Genomic DNA, 19,281 nt, shown 5'->3' on the forward strand with positions numbered 1-19,281 from the left:
AATTTCATAATATTGTCTTACAGGCAATATTTCGTTATGCTTAAGATAAGTTATCGTGCAATTCAAATAATTGTAGGATGAAATGGGAGGTTTTTTAATTTATGAATTCGCAAATACAAGATGTTTTAGAAAATATAGAAAAAGTAATGATTGGTAAAAGAGAGGTAGCTGAGCTTAGTATAGTTGCTTTGCTGGCGAGAGGGCATATTTTACTAGAGGATGTACCAGGTGTAGGTAAAACAATGATGGTGCGAGCGCTAGCAAAGTCTTTTGATGCCCAATTTAAAAGAATTCAATTTACGCCGGATTTATTGCCCTCTGATGTGGTTGGGGTATCTATTTATAATCCGAAAACAATGGAATTTGAGTTTCGACCTGGTCCGATAATGGGAGATGTTATATTAGCCGATGAAATCAATCGTACATCTCCAAAAACACAATCTGCGTTGCTTGAAGGAATGGAAGAAGCTTCTGTCACAATCGATGGTAACACCCTAGCAATCCAGCAGCCATTTTTCGTTATGGCAACACAAAATCCGATCGAACATGAAGGGACATATCCATTACCAGAGGCACAGCTTGATCGTTTTTTACTAAAAATAAAAATGGGTTATCCATCTAGAAATGAAGAGGTAGAGATACTACGTCGAGCTGAAAATGGTAAGCCAATTGAAAAGATTAAAGCTGTACTAACAGTTGGGCAATTAAAAGAATTACAGGAACTCGTGCAAGGTGTGTATGTTGAAGATTCTGTCAAAAATTATATGGTAGAGTTAGCATCACAAACAAGGGAAAATAGCTATGTAAATTTAGGGGTAAGCCCTCGTGCAACGATTGCGCTAATGAAAGCCTCACAAGCCTATGCTTTTTTGAAAGGACGTAGTTATGTTACACCGGATGATGTCCAATATCTTGTACCATTTGTATTTAGCCACCGATTAGTATTAAAGCCTGATGCGCGATATGATAACGTAACTGCCGAAGAAATTATTGAGCGCATAATTGCAAAAACACCTGTACCAACAAAGAGGTTTGCGGAGCAATGAAGAAATGGAAAGTATTGATAGAGAAAAGTAAACATTTCTTATTAGTTACTTTGTTAATCATTTTTACATTTTGCTATGCTATGTTTCAGGGGGGCTTTGTTAGTTGGTTTGTATTTTTCACAGTTAGTCCATTTCTGTTATATGCCTTTATTTTCTTATTAGTAAGAGAGGAAATTTTACTTGTAGAACGTGAAATTGAACCCTCTCATATTGAAAGTGGGCAATCAGCTAAGGTTACAATTAATGTAGAGCGAAAAACGCGCTTCCCATTTGCGTATATGATGATGGAGGAGCTAGTAAATAGTGAGTCCCTTGTGCAATCGAAGGTACAAGGAGCAAATGCCCTTATGTTTGTAGGTTTTAAGAAAAAGTTTAGCTGGAGTTATCTGCTAGAAAATATGCCACGCGGTGAGCATCGTTACCTAGGTGTAACTATTGTTTTCAATGATTTCTTTGGTTGGGCAAAAAAAAGTGTTTCCGCGGAAAAGGAACAAGTGATTTTAATTTATCCAAGAGTTCGTGAAATGAAATATGCAGCACTTCAAACAAAATTTGATGCCGGATCCATGATGTCACCTTATTCTATCGTTAAGGATACTTCAATGGCTGTTGGACTACGTGAGTACGTTCCAGGTGATCGTTTTTCGTGGATTCACTGGAAATCATTTGCAAAAACGCAAACTTTACAATCAAAAGAATTTGAGGATCGTCAATCACAGGAGCTAATGTTAGTGCTCAATGCGAAAAAATCACCGTTATTTGAAGAAAAGGTTGAGCTAGTAGCATCAATATTACAAACAATAGTAGATGAACGAGGAGATATTTCATTCGTTTCAGCGGGTGCAAAAACGAAGGTGTTTCCACTAATCCAGGGGAATAAGCAGTTGGATCAGGTCATGCATCATTTAGCTGCTATAAAGTCTACAGAAAATATTAAATTCCAATTACGAGATCAACGAGCCTCTAAGCATGTTGCAACAATGTTATATGTCACGAGCGAAGTATCTGATGAATTATTACATACTCTCGCCACTATGGTGAAAAGCTGTATTTGTTTTGTGGTGGCAGAACAGTCACCTATACAAACAGATTTATCTAAGCGCTATAAACAAATACAAGTTGTTCATGTTAATCCACTTGATTATTATCATTTATTCACGGAGGTGATGAAGCCGTGAAAAAAACAGTAGGAGATTATATAGAATTAACGATTGCATATGTAATTGTTTTTTTAATTTTGCGTGAATGGCTTATTCCAGTAATGGAGCTGACTGATACCGCATTACTTCACTTATTTTTGGTGTTTATTGGTCTATCCTTGGCACTTAGCTTATTTCGGGTACAGCCGCTATTATCAGGGTTGATTAAACTTGGATATATTACATGGTTTATAGTATTTGTATTTAGTAAAGAACCTTTTTTATCTGGCAACACACTGCCTTTTTTAATACAGGAATGGAAATGGAATATGACAGCCATTTTCTCAGGAGAATTTGGACAAGTCTCCGATTCGTTTAGAACAGTTCTTTTCCTTGCCCTTATTTGGATGTTAATATACTTAATTCACCATTGGATAACGGTACGAAATAATATATTCTATTTCTTTGTGTTAACAGTATTCTTTATTGCTACTTTAGATACATTTAGTGATTACAATGGAAAAACGGCAATTGTAAAGGTTATTATACTGGGTTTAATCATGACAGGTTTACTTTTTGTCAAGCGGCTATGGCTCCAAGTTGATGCAACGAATAATGCAATAGGAAAGTGGAAGCTTGTTATACCTATGATTGTTTCTGTATTAATTTTTAGTAGTGTAGCGTTCTTTTTACCGAAGACGGGACCGACCTGGGCTGATCCTGTACCCTTTATCAAAGGAGTTGCAGGACAAGGTGATTTGGGCTCGGGTAAAAAATCAGTTGGCTATAGTAATGATGATAGTCGATTAGGCGGACCATTTCAGGGAGATAATACATTAGTTTTTACAGCCACTTCCCGTGATCGCCACTATTGGCGTATTGATACGAAGGATACCTATACATCAAAAGGGTGGATTCTTTCTCAAGGAAACTTTGGTAAAAATTATTATCAAGCTGATACACCTATTTTAACTTCTTTACAGGTGGGATCTCCAGAAAAAACCCGTGAAATTCAGATGGACATAGCAGTTCCGATGCCGTTTTTAATTCAAACCTATGGAATGCTGTCAGTTTCCGCTCAGGATTCAACCATGTTTGTACAGGATGAGCAAACCGAAAAAATAGGTATCGAGCAACAAAATAACGAATCTAAATTATTATCAAGCTATACGCTATCATATAGTGAACCTATCTATAGTATGGAGCAGCTTCAATTGTCACAACCATCCATGCTAGAAACCTTAGACCCATCCTTTAATCGCTTTTTGCAATTACCAAATACGCTTCCGCAGCGTGTAAGAGAATTGGCGATAGACATAACAAAGGATAAACCATCAGTGTATGATCAAATCAAAGCAATAGAAAGATATTTTTCATATAATGGTTTTAGATACGATAAAACAGCAGCAGCTATTCCTGCTGAGGATCAGGATTATGTTGATCAATTTTTATTCGATACAAAAATTGGCTACTGTGATAATTTTTCAACATCGATGGTTGTACTACTACGATCGGTAGGTATTCCAGCTCGCTGGGTAAAAGGCTTTGCGCCAGGTGATGCTGGCTCAGTGTCAGATGGTTTGCGTGAGTATCGTATTACAAATAATAATGCACACTCATGGGTGGAGGCATATGTACCTGGAACAGGCTGGATGGAGTTCGAGCCAACGATTGGCTTTACTGGAAATGTGAATATTGATTATGATATTGAGAAAGAAACGCCTCAGCAAGAACAAGTCACTCAGCCAGAAGAAAAACAGGAACAGCCGAAGAAAGAGCAAGCACCAAAACAAAAGGCTACTAGTTCAACATTTAGTATAGATGTAGTATGGACATGGATGAAAAAACTCACATATGTATGGCTGGCTTTACTTGTTTTACTCATTGCTGTGAGTATCTCATTGTATACGAAACGTAGAACGTGGATACCTAAAATGCAAATAAGAGCTTATCGTAAAAAAGATGCGAATTGGACAAATTTTGATGCTTCTTACCATGATTTAATGAAGCAATTGTCACGCATAGGCTTACGACGAAAAGATGGAGAAACATTACGAGCTTTTGCTGAAAGGGTAGATATGTCATTAGAGACAGATAAAATGCAAAAATTAACGGTAGTTTATGAGCAACATATCTATGGCAAGAAAGCATACAGTGTTGACTTTAAAGAACTGAAAGAAAGTTGGGAATATTTAATCAATCTCACTATCAGTTGATTTTAGTGGGGACAAAGAGTAAAATGAAAAAAATTATATATGATAAGGATTGCTTTCATATAAGTTCGATAATAAGGTTCGAATGTTTCTACGAAATCACCGTAAATGGTTTCTCTATGAAGGTGAATGTATTGGATAGGTGAGAAGTACGTAAAATCACTTTTCTTTGCTACGCATTCGCCTTTATAATTCAAGAGCTTATGAACGCGTAGGAAGTTTTTACTTTCATACGCGTTTTTCTTTGAACACATGAAGATATCCTTTAAAAATAGTAGAAGAGGTGGAAATTTTGTCAGCTAGCCCTTTATTAAAAGAGCAAGAAAAAATCGTTGTACTAGACTTCGGTAGCCAATTTAACCAATTAATTACGCGTCGTATCCGTGAATTTGGAGTTTTCAGTGAGCTACACCCACACACAGTCACAGCAGAAGAAATTAAAGACATGAATGCAACTGGTATTATCTTCTCAGGTGGTCCAAACTCTGTTTATGATGAAAATGCCTTTCATGTTGACCCAGCTATTTTTGAATTAGGCTTACCAATCCTAGGTATTTGCTACGGTATGCAATTAATGGCACATACACAAGGTGGTAAAGTAGAAGGTGCTGAAACACGCGAATATGGTAAAGCGGAAATCCAAGTAACAACTTCTAATAAACTATTTGGAGAGTTGCCTTCTGAGCAAGTTGTTTGGATGAGTCATGGTGACCATGTGACAGAAGTACCTCCTGGCTTTGAAGTGATCTCAACAAGCGCTTCTTGTCCAATTGCGGCAATGGCGAATGCAGAACGTAAACTTTATGCTGTACAATTCCATCCAGAGGTACGTCACTCTGTATACGGTAATGACCTTTTACGTCAGTTTGTGTTCGATATTTGTGAAGCAAAGGGCGACTGGTCAATGGCAAACTTCATTGAGCTTGAAATCGCGAAAATCCGTGAAACAGTGGGTGACAAAAAAGTTTTATGTGCGCTTTCTGGCGGTGTAGATTCATCAGTTGTTGCAGTTTTAATTCATAAAGCAATTGGTGACCAATTAACTTGTATGTTTGTAGACCATAACTTAAACCGTAAAGGTGAAGTTGAGCAAGTAATGAAAACATTTACTGAAGACTTCGACATGAATCTTATTAAAATTGATGCACGTCAACGTTTCATGGATAAACTTGCTGGCGTATCTGACCCTGAGAAAAAACGCAAAATTATCGGTAACGAATTTATTTATGTTTTTGATGAAGAAGCATCAAAACTGGAAGGTATGGATTTCCTAGCACAAGGAACACTTTATACGGATATTATCGAATCAGGAACATCTACAGCACAAACAATTAAGTCGCACCACAATGTTGGTGGTCTACCAGAAGATATGCAATTCCAATTAATTGAGCCACTTAAAACATTATTTAAAGATGAAGTGCGCGCATTAGGATTAGAGCTTGGTCTTGACGAGAAAATCGTTTGGCGCCAACCATTCCCAGGTCCAGGATTAGGTATTCGTGTACTTGGTGAAGTAACAGAAGAAAAGCTTGAAATTGTACGCGAATCTGATTTCATCCTACGTGAAGAAATCGCAAAAGCTGGCCTTGATCGCGACATCTGGCAATACTTCACAGTATTACCAGATATTCGTTCAGTCGGCGTAATGGGCGATGCACGTACGTATGACTACGCAATCGGTATCCGTGCCGTAACATCGATCGACGGTATGACTTCTGACTGGGCACGCATTCCTTGGGATGTACTAGAGAAAATCTCTGTCCGCCTAGTAAACGAAGTAAAACACGTGAACCGCGTACTGTACGATATTACATCTAAGCCACCAGCAACGATTGAGTGGGAATAATTTAATATAGTTGTATTAGAGATAGACATTTCACCTGCAACAACTGACTTTCAAAACAGGGCTTTCCTTTATTCATGTAATTCATGATTAAAGGGAGGTCTTTTTTTATTAGAATTTTTGAGTTGATAGACGATGTCAAGATGAATCGAGAAATGGGCACAAACCGAAGTATTAAGATGTGTATTTGGCGCATGAAGCTGTGGTTTATGGAATGTCATTGATATTAAAGCAGTAAAGTCGATTCACATTAAGAAATATGCTCAGTACCGTCAGTAACTGGGAATGAAAGGCAGATAAACATTGAACAACAAAATATCGCAACATTATAAGTGTTCTTCAACAATTTGATTGAAGAAGAATTACCCTGAAGTAATCCAATGCTTAGAAACAAAATATGACGTTTAACGCTGGAGAAGTGAAGCGTATTATCAATGTTGTAAAAAAAGAAATGTATTCCAAAATCCATAGTATGAAGGAAGCTAATATTTCAATTTGTCACATTCGGCATAACTAAAGGACTTGCATATATGACATTCATCATACACGCAAGTCTATTAGCTTCAATGTGTGAAGGTTAGTTTCGAATGTAAAAGGGGGTAGTCATCCCTTCACTTGTCATGAAGATCTAACATCCTATACCAAGAAAAAATAATAGACACTAGGCTAACACTAAAAAGTATGCTCCCAATAACTAAAAAAATATTTATGTTTGATTGCATTACTAACTCATACTTCCAAGTATCAGCTCCACCTAGTCTGTGTAACCAATTATCAGCTAGGGATGTGCCAAAACTAACACTAAAGAAACTTAATATTAAACCCACAATTCCTAAAGATGAACCTATAATAATTAGCTTTTTGTATTTTTCCATCTTTTCCTCCTTCTTTGGCTTTAGTTAATTTAATAAATATCCTTCTTAAATAAGATTATAACAGAGTGATATGGAAGTTTTGTGGAAAAATGGGAAATGTGCGACAAGAACAAATGACTGCTCTTCCAACTGACCACGCTTTGAAGCTCAAAATTCAAGCAGGTTGAAGAAATCGTAGGTATGAGTACGTTGAAACGTGAAGCTAGAAAACGTAAAGCCCAAGATACACATAACCTATTTCAATAATAGTAATGTAAAGGATGAATAATAATTGGTCTTTTGCTCTAAGTAAAAAGCTAGTCTGATTTTTTTCAGACTAGCTTTTAATTTCCTTTTTCAGCATTAAAAATAGGCAAAGCACACCAACTTCTACGATTAATGGAACAAAAATAATATGTAAATGGAAGAAGATTATACTTATCAAAATAGCTATACAAATAAGTATTGAACTAAATCGATAACTTTTCGATTGGTAAAAGAATGAATATGGTAACAAATGTGCACCGTAAATAATTGCATATACAGGTAAGACCCACATAGGTGCTTTAATTAATAGAAGAATACAAATAATTAAATATAAAATTTGATTGTTTGTTGCAATCAATAGTCCATTAATCAATGGATTTTCTTTATAAAATAAATCAACTTTTAATATTTTGGCACAAAGAATTGAAACAGGAAACAGCAATGCACCACAAGATAAAATACCAATATTTTTTATCATTAAATCTAAAGGCAACAACGTTATTGTTGTGATAACTCCCCAAATAAATATTGATGCCATTATAAAGGGAAGCCCCCTTTTTTGTTTTTGAGCAATATCATTTAATAGTACTTGTAAGCTAGTATTGATGTTCATTTTCGTCTCCTTAATTTTCTAGCGATCTATTCAAACTAGCCGCTATTTTTTTATTTTCATATTTTGAGAAAAAATAAAATCCGATGATATGACCAATTAACGTTAACACTAAAATTAGCAATAAATAAGGTTTGATAAATTCAAATACTTTCGGTGAAAAAAGATATACACTTCCAATACAACAGAAAAAATTCAAAAAAGTACTAATAGTAATTTTAGTTGTTACTTTTAATGTAGAGTAGTTCCACAAATAAGGATAAGCTATACCAAAAACAATCCCCATTAGAACGCTAATCCCAATTAAATTCCAGATATAAAGAAAATTTACTATTTCTTCGTGAAGATTAAAAATAGTAATTAAAAAAACAATCCAAATTAAAACCATAAATGAAACGTTCAAAAAACTATTTTTTAAGTCATTTATCATATTAATTTCTCCTTAATAGATTTTGCATAATGTCTACTGACAATATACTTGTTATGATGCTTGGTAATAACCTCCAATCTAGCGTGACTTCCCGAAGCAAACGAAAGTATTTGATTCAAATTCAAAATCATTGAATTGTTGATTCTAACCAATCCGAATGATTCTAGGTAAGATAACTCTTTTAAAATCTTATTCAACATTAGCTCAGTACCATCTATTAAAAGGATTTTTGTAAAATGACCAGATGCCTCAATTGCTTCTATGTCATTGAGTTCAATTTTAACCTGACGATTTGTTTTGAAATCTGTTGCGCTTAATGTTATAGATTGAAAAAAACGTTGTTCAAATGTTGAAAGCAATTCTTTATTCGATGGATTACTAATAATCTCAATTTCAGAAGATGATTTATTGCTCTTCCAAATATAGTTGAATTTCATGCTGATCTCCTTCCTGTTTTTATCGTAGCAACACTTCTCAGTACTTACGATGTTTTTTCGTTTTGTTGCAAAAAAAATAGATTTTGTTACAACGTTGATTCAGTAAATGTAAAGTTAAAGTTTTTACACCCTCAAAAACTTAGAGATGATTCTAAATTTGACTATTTAATAGAATCGACAAATAAAAGTATAACGTATTGTATATTTTGTGTAATTCCTCGTTCACACAGTAAACAAAGTAATTTGATGACCGCGACTGACTAATCCTTCTAAAAATCACGGATCGTATCGTACCGTGATGCCTACAATCCGTTTCGAAGCTAGGTTGCGAATTAAGTTTAGAGATGTTTATAGTTTCATTGCCCCTATTCAAGATTGTTTTAAAGTTTTGAAAAGTAAAAAGGGAGGATTTAAATATGTGTCATTCGATTTTTGCTAATCTTCTATACTTTTCTACTTTAGCTTTATCGATATTTTTCTCCAATAATTTTTGAAATTTTGAAATTTGGGTCTATAGATTTTTGAGAGAGATATTTATGGCTTGAAATAGTCCGAAATTCCTGTTTCGTTTTTGAAAAATTTATTAATTTTATTGTTTATATACAAAAAATACGATTTAAGTTATTGCCGAAAATGTTCAGTTTTTGTTCAACTCCTAATGATAAATTTAACTAGATACACTGTATCAGCTTGGCATAGACTGTATGTGCTAAGTGTCGATGTATGGCTTCGCGCTAGTTCATTAGTCGGGATTGCTCAAAGGTAGATTACCATACGGTCGACAAGAAATATAAGGAAAAAGGAGGGTATTTTTGGCATGAAACGAAAACGAAGTTTGTCAGTGCTTTCATTTTTGCTTGTAGTGATGCTTATTTTGCAAACATTGACATTCGCAGTTCCTGCATATGCAGAAGATTCGACAAGCCCTGTAGAAAGCGAAATAGTCGATACGGGTAAGGAAGCAGGAAACGAAGGCGAATCGGTTGATACTGATAAATCAACAGCCACCGAAGGTCAATTGGCAGACACTGACAAAACGACGAGCAATGAAGAGGAATCAGTCGATACTGATAAAACAACAGGTAATGAAGGTGAATTAGTCGATACTGATAAAACAACAGGCAATGAAGGTGAATCAGTCGATACTAATAAGCCAGAAGGTTCAGACGATGAAGTTGAGACAGATCCATCGGAAACGAAAACAGTATCTGACGTACCAGCAGTTGTTGGACCACTGATCAATGGAGCGCCTGCAGATAAAACAGCGGTGCTTATGGAAGCTAATTCAACTTTTCCGCTGGAGGTGAAGCAGGGGGATGCTGTTATTGATTCAAATGGAACTATTCGGGGCAGACAACAATTTACGATTAAATCGGAAGGCCTTAGGGTGCCAGTGAATGGTGATGACCTAAATCCGACTAATGCAGATCCTGAAAAATACATTCAGAAAGGCGACTGGATTGAGCTGAACAGAGAAGACTACTTCAAGGAAGTAGTCATACCAACAGCTACTAAAGTCTTGAATGCACAGACTGAGTCAGGTATGAAACCGCTTGGTACCGCTTATTTCACTCCGAACAGCATCAAAATTGTATTTAACGGTGATGACAACTTTTTCAACGGTGTCGGACGAGATATTGTCTTCAGCTTTGAAACAACTGCCGATGCCGATGTAACAGGAATGGAGTATGGTGAAACAAAGCCAATCAACATCTTTGGGTCTGCTTACCAGTTAAGCAATCCAGATGTTGCGGCAGCGTATCGTATTACATTAAGTTCGCCTGGAATGATTAGGTGGGATCAGTATAGTTATCGCGGAATTCAAGCTGCACAATTTGTTGAGGGAGCAATTACATGGGAATCAACTGTATCTGCTACCGATCAGTTTGATCCGACAATCAAACTCCCGTTAGATGGGAAGACATTTTTTACGGATCCTGCATCATATAATACTGGCTTTGGAAATGTCCGCGGTATCTATATGGAGAATTCCTTCAAAGTAAACGGCCAAAACGTAACTCCAGATATCGGAGCAGACGGATCGTTGACATACACTTTCCCACTGGGAACAGGCGTAGATCCTAAGGTCGAGTATAAAACATGGATTCCCAAAGAAGGCTACTATTACGAACACAAAAATCCACCAGGTAATCTTGGTCGTAGCTATCGAGATATGCAAGGTAAAGTACAACTAAAACAGGACGATGTTAAGTTGGTAGAGGCAAGTCAAGAGATTTCTTTTGCACCAGACTGGATTCAAGCCAGCGCCTCATATAACCATGATAGTGAAACAATCACTTGGACAGTCGCAGTTAATCACTATAACAAAAAAGGGTTAAAGGACTTTACAATCACAAATGTACTACCTACTGGGCTGAAGTTTGAGTCAGCAACATGGCAAACATGGGAAGATGGTACTGCATCTGATAAAACACCAATTACACCAGATGAGAACAGCGTTTATTCCTTTGGAAATATTAATGGAAAAGTGGAACTAGTGATTAAAAGTAAAGTAACAAGTGGCTCTGATTTCAGAATCGACCCACGCGCTAACTGGAATTTGGATACTCCTGATGGCATACAGAACAATGATGTAATGAGCGGTATAAGACCTGTCGCAGTAACTGATGAGGCAATGGTTACTATTGGTGCGCATTCTTTTACAAAAAGTGGCTCTATCTCGATGGAGGATTTCAACCTTGGCGGTATTACATGGACAGTTAATCTAAAACCACAATATGCCTTGCCAGATGCTGCTGTATATGATGTCCTAGTGCATGGTGGAGATTTGAACGTCTTGAATAATGCTGTGGATGCAACTGGAGAAGTGAGTGCAGAAACCATTGCGAAAATCAAAACGAATATTAATGATGCTCAGCTTTGGAAGCAATATCACGAAGGTACTCTCAAAAGCACAAATGGCTTGATTTTAAAGGCTCTTCCTTTGACAGTGAACGGTGAAGTGGTGGCTGATTTAATCAAAGTGACCGGATATACTACTGATCAAGCTGCTTCCTTCAGCTTCCGTGCACTTGAGACAAATCCGAATTTCCTATTTAAGCAGGATATTAATACAGGGAAAGCAAAATGGAATCGAGCTTTGTTATTTGATGGCGAAGTCGTAAAATCAGCACAAAATACGGTTAATCTACATGTGCGCATGCTGAATAAGGATATGCTTTTTGCGTCGAAACCATTAAAGGCAGATGGTACACCTGAGAATGTTAACCCAAATAACGTTAGCAGCTACATTAGAAACGATAGCAATGAAGCATGGACAATTTCTGGCTATGACAGGACAACCAAGACTGTTACATTCCGCTTAGGGGTGAATATGCCAGGATACAATACAGAAGAAATGGCTAAGGATGGCGGTAGCCGGGTAATCAGTAACATTAAGCTAATCGATACACTGCCTGAGGGCTGGGAATTCGTGCCGTTTTCTGAGGGGAAAGATTTTGAGCTTTGGAAAGGTTATTCGGACAATAGTGGTGGTACCGAATACGGTATTAGAAACGATGCCAAAACACTTATTGAACCGGGCACGAATGCTCATGTGGTAAGCTTTTCTCATAGTGGAAACGTGGGAACGTTCACCTTCAGTAAATTAGAAAGTCCTTATGTTATTTTGGTGAAAGCAAGGCCATCCAATGCTGCATTAGAGAAATATTTAGAAGAATACACTACAAGCGGCACAAACAAGCAGGTGCTATATAATAAAGCTGACCTTCACATGACATGGGGTGGAGAGGAAAAGGTTATCACTGAACAACGTAAGATTATTGTACCTATTCAAACATTAAGGAAATCGGTAACTAAGCCAGTTCCAGGGGTGCTAGAATGGACAGTGAACTATACACCACCATTTAATATGGAGCAGGGTGTTTATTTGCAGGATACTTTAGGTGCAAACATGAACCTGCGTTATGATGTTGACGGAAAGCTTGTGCTGACGGCACCTAGTATGGCAGTATATCGTGCTAAACTGACTGCTAGTGGTGCTCTGGAAAAAGAGGGTGCAGCACTCGACCTAAGCGACCCAAATGCTGAAGTTCAAATAGAAGCTTCGCCAGGGACAGGTGGCACCACAATTCTAAAATTCAAAATGAACGACCCAAATAAGTTTTACCAGTTTGTGTACCAAACAGAGATTGATTCATCTAAAGCGAAAGCTGGAGACAAAATGGGCAATGAGGTAAAGCTAGCGGGCAATGATAAGTTGGAATCTATCAGTGCAAAAAGCGAGAGCACGTTAGATAGCTCAGACGTAGCTGGCAGTTCTAGTTCCAATGCTTTATTACCATTGAAAAAGGTTGATCCTGACGGAAAGCCGTTGCAAGGAGTACAGTTTACGCTGTATAAAAAAGGCGATGGAACGGAAGTTGCAAAAGGAACAACAGATAGTGGAGGGAAGCTTAATCTACTATTCCCAGATCCGGGGTATTATGAATTAAAGGAAACTTATATTGATACAAATACTTGGCTACCAACTACAAGAATTTATCAAGTATATGTAGGAAATACGCCAGGGAAGCCTATCTGGGTAGACGGTGTAAAAGTAACTACTGATAATCCACTGGTAGTACCAACACCTGATACAGGAGGTCTAACTATCAATAATACTGTGAAAGGCAATGGTGGCGATAAGGACAAGCTGTTTAATTACACTATTACCTTCGGTGGGGAAGACAAGGACGCTACCTATAAATATGTAAAGAATGGAATAGAAGCTACTATAAAGAGCGGAGAATCTATCGTTCTGAAACATGGTGAGGTCATTACATTCGCTAAATTAATTGACGGTCTTACTTATACTGTTACCCAAGAGAGCTATGAGGGTGATGGCTATACGACAGAGCCAGAAATTCTAGTTTATAATGGAGCAATTGAAAAGAAAGTCATCACAGAGCTGAAATTTGTCAACACTCGGACGATATACGGCAGTCTGCTAATTGGTAATACAGTGACTGGAAGCGGTGGAGATATAAATAAGGAATTTGAGTATACAATCACCCTCGCTGGAGAAGATGCGGACAAAACATATATCTATATAAGGTCTGATGGAACTACAGGGACAATTAAATCCGGTGATACTATCACACTGAAACATAATGAGACAATCACTGTTAATAATCTACCTATGGGACTTACTTACATTGTCAAGCAAACTGATTACACTAACGATGAATATGTTACTAACCCAGAGGAGTTGACATATTCAGGCGGCATCGAAGAGGGGAAAACGACCGAAGCTAAGTTTGCTAATCATAGAGATTTACCAGGTGGTCTACGTGTTAGTAATATAGTAACTGGCAACGGCAGTGATACAAACAAGAAATTCGAGTATACAGTCATCTTCACGGGAGAAGGTGCAAACAAGACTTATAGTTTTACGAAGTCTGACGGTACTACAGGGACAATCCAATCAGGAGACAAGTTCCATCTCGAGCACGAACAGACAGTTATTATTGAAGGTATCTTAAAGGGCACTGGATATGTTGTAACACAAGTGGATTATACTGAGGGCGGTTATACAACAGAACCAACGGGCCTAGAGTATACAGGCACTATTGAGGCGAACAAAATCGCTGAAGCACCATTCGAGAATGCTAGGTATCTTCCAGGTACTTTGGCTTTAGAGCCAAAAATACAGAAGGTACGTGGAGATGGTAAGACACCTACAGAGTTGACTGCTACACTTACAGGGATGGATGGCAAGCCAATAGAGGGCGAGGAAATTGTGTTCAAACATGAGGATGGTACAGTAATTGGGAAGGCGATTACTAATAAAGATGGGAAGGCTAAAATTTCCTATACACCGCCAAAGTTAACTGAAACAACATCTAAGGAGCACGAAATCACTGCGGCTACCACAGCTACTAGTCCATCAGGTGTACCATATAACGAGGATAAGGCAATTGTAATTACAATGCCAGCAGCACTCACTGGTGTTCTACGAGACAATGAAACTGGATTAGTGATTCCTAATGTAGCCATTACGGTAAAGAACGTTAAGACTGGTGAAGTGCACACTATCACTACAGATTCGGAAGGGAAGTACTACCATCCAGTTCAACAAGATGAAGAGTATACAATTACTTATACTCGAATGGTCGATATTGGTGGGGTACAAACGCCTATTCCATTCACACAAAAGGCATTCATTGAGGACAATAACCCTACGATAGAGGGTAACCTAATTCCGGCAGAAATCACTGCCGTAGGTATCGTGCTATTTAAGCAGCCTGATGGCAAAACTGCACTGTTAAATGGTGCGTTTTCTGGTAAATTGCACATTTATTTAAAGGATGCATCTGGCAACTATATCTTAGAGAATGGTGCTCCCAAAGCATTCCCGTTAGATAGCAACGGTACTTTTTTAGCAGATGGTTTAACTACAGGTAATTACACGATGGAAGTACGATATGAATTTGAACCTGGTAAAGAATTGACGATTGCTAAGGGTAAAGTGCTTAAAGTAACAGCTAATGGCGAACTTAATATCTCCCAAGAGTTAGTTGATCCATATGGAACTGTGTATGACAAAAATACAAAAGCACCAATTGAGGGAGCTACTGTGACGTTGTACTATACAAATACACCTAGAAACATAGCTAAAGGAATCACTCCAGGTACAAAAGTAGTATTGCCTAAGATTCCAGGCTTTGCACCAAATGATAACGCTAGCCCAAGTCAGAATAGTGATGCAAACGGTCTCTATGCATATATGGTATTCCCAGAAGCGGATTACTATTTAGTTGTAACGAAAGACGGATATGAAACATTTACAAGCCCAACAATTTCTGTTGAATTGGACATTGTACAATTCAATGTACCGATGAAACCAGTTAGCTCTGGAGAAGGTAACCCAGGCCCTGGAGGAAATCCAGGAGACTCTGGAAGCAACCCAGGCCCTGGAGGAAATCCAGGAGAATCAGGAAACAACCCAGGCCCTGGAGGAAATCCGAGAGACTCTGGAAGCAACCCAGGCTCTGGAGGAAATCCGGGAGACTCTGGAAGCAACCCAAGCTCTGTAGGAAATCCGGGAGACTCTGGAAGCAACCCAAGCCCTGGAGGAAATCCAGGAGAATCAGGAAACAACCCAGGCCCTGGAGGTAATCCGGGAGACTCTGGAAGCAACCCAGGCTCTGGAGGAAATCCGGGAGACTCTGGAAGCAACCCAAGCTCTGTAGGAAATCCGGGAGACTCTGGAAATAACTCTGGTTTTGGAAGTAATTCCGAAGTTTCTGAAGACAAAACTGAACCAAATAGAAACAGTAAATCTGAAGACAGTAACAAACACAACAATAATAGCGGAGCAAGCAAAGAAAACAAACTAGATAATGTTCCAAAAACAGGTGATAATAGTATGCCACCAATTTTCTATATGGCTTTGGCGCTTATGTCTTTAATAATGCTAGGAATCCTCTTGTTTGGAAACAAGAAGAAAAATCATATTTAGTAAAGAGAAAGGTGTAAGGAAATGAGCAAAATAAAAAAAATTCTTATTGCCTTTTTCACAACTTTGCTCGTTTATTCACTAGTCTCTCTTGGTAGAAGTTATTTACAGGATTATGCAGAAAATCAACAAATAAAAGTGCTGGCAGAAATACGATATAAAGAAAATGATAAAGATGAGGTTGTAGAAGCAACCTCATCTTATATCCCTAATGTTATGCTTCCTGAATTTCAAGAACTTTACAATCAAAATTCGGATATCGTCGGGTGGCTGAAAATAGATGGCACCCGAATTGATTACCCGATAATGCAAAATCAACAAGATCCACAGTACTATCTCAATCATGGCTTTGATAAAGAGAAAAACAAAAATGGACTCCCTTTTTTGGATGAATACAGCCATATAGATGATTCAAATATTTTACTCATTCACGGACATCATATGAAAAGTGGGGCAATGTTTGCAGATTTGGTGAAGTATAAGAAGGAAAGCTACTATAAGGAGCATACAACAATACAATTCACTACGCTTTATGAACAGGAAGAGTATGAAATCGTTGCTGTTATTCTCTCGAAGGTATACAACAAAACGGATGACGTTTTTAAATACTATCAGATAGAGCATATAGAAACACCCATCGAGTTTGACTCATATGTTCAGAATATTGAACAACTCGCGCTTTATAACACTGGGGTGACAGCGCAATATGGTGACAAACTTATTGTTCTGTCGACATGTGAATATTCTAACGAGAATAGTCGGTTAGCAGTGGTCGCTCGAAAGCGAAGTTGACGATGGGGAAAACCTTAAAATTAATTATATTGTATTAATTTCATAACGAGTTGAAATTATGAATAACGAAACTCTAGAATCTTAGAAGGGATTCTAGAGTTTTTATTAGTTAATAAGCAATTAGTCTAAAATATGTTTAATGAATAAAACATGAACATTAATTAAGTATTTTACCCGAACTTTCGTATTTTTTTTATAAAAAATGTTCGGAAATAGGGTTGAAATCTGAAAAATGAAATGATATATTACGATTGTAAATTAAATAAGTCGTCGTATAATGTCGGGAATAAGGCCCGTGAGTTTCTACCAAGTTACCGTAAATAACTTGACTACGATTTTAGTTATATATACGAATGTATAGACACTAAATCTTTCACACAATACAGGTGATGAAATATCGTAGACATGCGACTAGTAGTAGAATAGTCAGTGTGTCTTTTTTTGTTTTCGATATTGAAGACGACCAACGGAGGATTTCTTTCAAATGAAAAAATATTTCATGTTCGATGAATTAGGAACGAATTATCGTCGGGAATTTCTTGGTGGCTTCACAACGTTCTTAGCAATGGCTTACATTTTAGTAGTAAACCCATTAACATTGACATTAGCAGATGTGAAGAATTTACCAGATGCTTTACGTATGGATTATGGGGCAGTATTTGTTGCAACTGCTGTGTCAGCAGCAATTGGTTGTTTTATTATGGGGCTCTTAGCGAAGTATCCTTTGGCTTTAGCGCCTGGTTTAGGGCTTAATGCATTTTTTGCTTATACAGTGGTACTAGTTAATGGTAGCCCATGGCAACATGCTTTAGCAGCAGTATTTATTTCAGGTGTTTTCTTCTTATTATTAACATTAACAGGTTTACGAGAAAAATTAATTAATGCTATCCCTATGGAATTAAAATTGGCGGTAGGTGCTGGTATTGGTTTATTCATTGCATTTATCGGAATGCAAAATGCGAAGATTATTGTTAATAATGATGCGACATTAGTTGGTATTGGTAATTTACGTGATCCCCAGGTATTACTAGCGATTTTTGGCATTATTGTTACAGTTATTCTGATGGTGCGTGGAATTAAAGGCGGCGTATTCTATGGTATGGTAATTACTTCAATTGTAGGTATGATTACTGGACAAGTTGGGTTACCAGAAAAAGTTTTTTCAGCACCACCTAGTATTTCACCAACATTCGGTGCATTATTCAGTGCCTTTTCTGATCCAAGCTTCTATACATTATCTATGCTGTCCGTAATTTTAACTTTCTTATTTGTTGACTTCTTTGATAATGCAGGAACATTAATGGCAGTTGCGAACCAAGCGGGATTAGTGAAAGATAATCGTTTACCCCGTGCTGGTAAAGCTTTAATTTCTGATTCAATTGCAACGATTGTAGGTTCCATTTTTGGTACATCTACAATCACATCTTATGTAGAATCCTCTTCAGGTGTAGCAGCCGGTGCACGTTCAGGTTTTGCTTCAATTGTGACGGGATGTTTATTCCTATTAGCACTCTTCATCTCTCCATTGTTAGGAGTTATTACTTCAGCTGTTACTGCTCCCGCATTAATTATAGTTGGAGTCCTAATGGTTGCTTCTTTAGGTCAAATTGCTTGGAATCGTTTTGAAATTGCTGTACCGTCATTTTTAACAATGATAATGATGCCACTAACTTACTCAATCGCAACAGGTATTGCAGTAGGCTTCATCTTCTATCCATTAACAATGATTATTAAAGGAAAAGCAAAAGAAGTAAATCCGATTATGTATGTGTTTGCGGTCATCTTCTTATTGTATTTAGCAACTTTATAAACAAAGGACTGTTCGTAAATTTTGGTTTTAACCATATTTGTGAACAGTTTTTTTATTGATTTAGTTAATTGATTACTATTCATTTTAAAGATGTATATATAGGAAGTAATTTAATTTATTTAGCTATTAAACTTCACAGAATTATTTTTCTTTTTAAATACAGTTGCATTACTAGAAGATTAATGATATATTTTAAAACGTTGTTACAAAAGCAAACGACAATCTTGAAAAATATTAACACAAACAGTTGACATAGAGTCAACACTGTGTTAAAGTGTAGAAAGTCACTTAAATGTGACGAGTTAATGAACCTTGAAAACTGAACTAGCAAAACATAATCAATATAGTTTTCAGTAGCTAGCTTTTGCTAGTGAACGAAAC

General features: G+C 37.2%; 11 protein-coding genes and 2 riboswitches. Of the genes, 7 read left to right on the plus strand and 4 right to left on the minus strand.

Going from position 1 to position 19,281, the window contains the following annotated elements; translation table 11 throughout:
• Positions 1 to 101 precede the first annotated feature (101 nt).
• The 4 genes from B2R82_RS10155 (at position 102) to guaA (ending at position 6,244) form a co-directional block, all read left to right on the plus strand.
• Positions 102 to 1,046 carry an AAA family ATPase gene (locus B2R82_RS10155; protein ID WP_286924735.1) on the plus strand — a complete coding sequence of 315 codons (945 nt, stop codon included), beginning with the start codon at positions 102 to 104 and terminating at the stop codon, positions 1,044 to 1,046.
• Entirely contained in the window at positions 1,043 to 2,224 is a 1,182-nt protein-coding gene (locus B2R82_RS10160; protein ID WP_286924736.1) for a DUF58 domain-containing protein, read from the plus strand. Before B2R82_RS10155 ends, B2R82_RS10160 begins: the two co-directional genes overlap by 4 nt.
• Entirely contained in the window at positions 2,221 to 4,401 is a 2,181-nt protein-coding gene (locus B2R82_RS10165) for a transglutaminase TgpA family protein (protein WP_286924737.1), read from the plus strand. The genes B2R82_RS10160 and B2R82_RS10165 overlap by 4 nt, the downstream gene beginning before the upstream one ends.
• 35 nt (positions 4,402 to 4,436) lie before the next feature.
• Positions 4,437 to 4,538: riboswitch (purine riboswitch) on the plus strand.
• A gap of 152 nt (positions 4,539 to 4,690) precedes the next feature.
• Complete coding sequence (gene guaA, locus B2R82_RS10170; protein ID WP_286924738.1) at positions 4,691 to 6,244, plus strand: glutamine-hydrolyzing GMP synthase; 1,554 nt, start codon at positions 4,691 to 4,693, stop codon at positions 6,242 to 6,244.
• Between the two features lie 608 nt (positions 6,245 to 6,852).
• Here the strand turns inward: guaA and B2R82_RS10175 are convergent.
• The 4 genes from B2R82_RS10175 to B2R82_RS10190 all read right to left on the minus strand — a co-directional run bounded on the left by B2R82_RS10175 (position 6,853) and on the right by B2R82_RS10190 (position 8,839).
• The gene (locus tag B2R82_RS10175; protein ID WP_286924739.1) at positions 6,853 to 7,116 is read right to left on the minus strand and encodes a hypothetical protein; all 264 of its coding nucleotides are present in this window, start codon (positions 7,114 to 7,116) and stop codon (positions 6,853 to 6,855) included.
• A gap of 316 nt (positions 7,117 to 7,432) precedes the next feature.
• Positions 7,433 to 7,975, minus strand: a complete 543-nt coding sequence (locus B2R82_RS10180) for a DUF7010 family protein (protein ID WP_286924740.1) — start codon at positions 7,973 to 7,975, stop codon at positions 7,433 to 7,435.
• 10 nt (positions 7,976 to 7,985) lie between these two features.
• Positions 7,986 to 8,402, minus strand: a complete 417-nt coding sequence (locus tag B2R82_RS10185) for a hypothetical protein (protein ID WP_286924741.1) — start codon at positions 8,400 to 8,402, stop codon at positions 7,986 to 7,988.
• A complete protein-coding gene (locus B2R82_RS10190; protein WP_286924742.1) occupies positions 8,399 to 8,839 on the minus strand; it encodes a LytTR family DNA-binding domain-containing protein in 441 nt (146 codons plus the stop codon). Before B2R82_RS10190 ends, B2R82_RS10185 begins: the two co-directional genes overlap by 4 nt.
• Before the next feature lie 817 nt (positions 8,840 to 9,656).
• On the opposite strand from B2R82_RS10190, the gene B2R82_RS10195 reads away from it, so the two are divergent.
• The 3 genes from B2R82_RS10195 (at position 9,657) to B2R82_RS10205 (ending at position 18,900) form a co-directional block, all read left to right on the plus strand.
• Positions 9,657 to 16,301, plus strand: a complete 6,645-nt coding sequence (locus tag B2R82_RS10195) for a DUF7601 domain-containing protein (protein ID WP_286924743.1) — start codon at positions 9,657 to 9,659, stop codon at positions 16,299 to 16,301.
• Positions 16,302 to 16,322: 21 nt separating this feature from the next.
• Positions 16,323 to 17,090: a class B sortase gene (locus B2R82_RS10200; protein ID WP_286924744.1), complete on the plus strand. Its 768-nt coding sequence runs from the start codon at positions 16,323 to 16,325 to the stop codon at positions 17,088 to 17,090.
• A 250-nt stretch (positions 17,091 to 17,340) separates the two neighbouring features.
• Positions 17,341 to 17,442: riboswitch (purine riboswitch) on the plus strand.
• A 132-nt stretch (positions 17,443 to 17,574) separates the two neighbouring features.
• Positions 17,575 to 18,900 carry an NCS2 family permease gene (locus tag B2R82_RS10205; RefSeq protein ID WP_286924745.1) on the plus strand — a complete coding sequence of 442 codons (1,326 nt, stop codon included), beginning with the start codon at positions 17,575 to 17,577 and terminating at the stop codon, positions 18,898 to 18,900.
• Positions 18,901 to 19,281 lie beyond the last annotated feature (381 nt).

Source organism: Lysinibacillus sp. UBA6686 (genome assembly GCF_002455205.1).
In the GTDB taxonomy this organism is placed as follows: domain Bacteria; phylum Bacillota; class Bacilli; order Bacillales_A; family Planococcaceae; genus Lysinibacillus; species Lysinibacillus pakistanensis.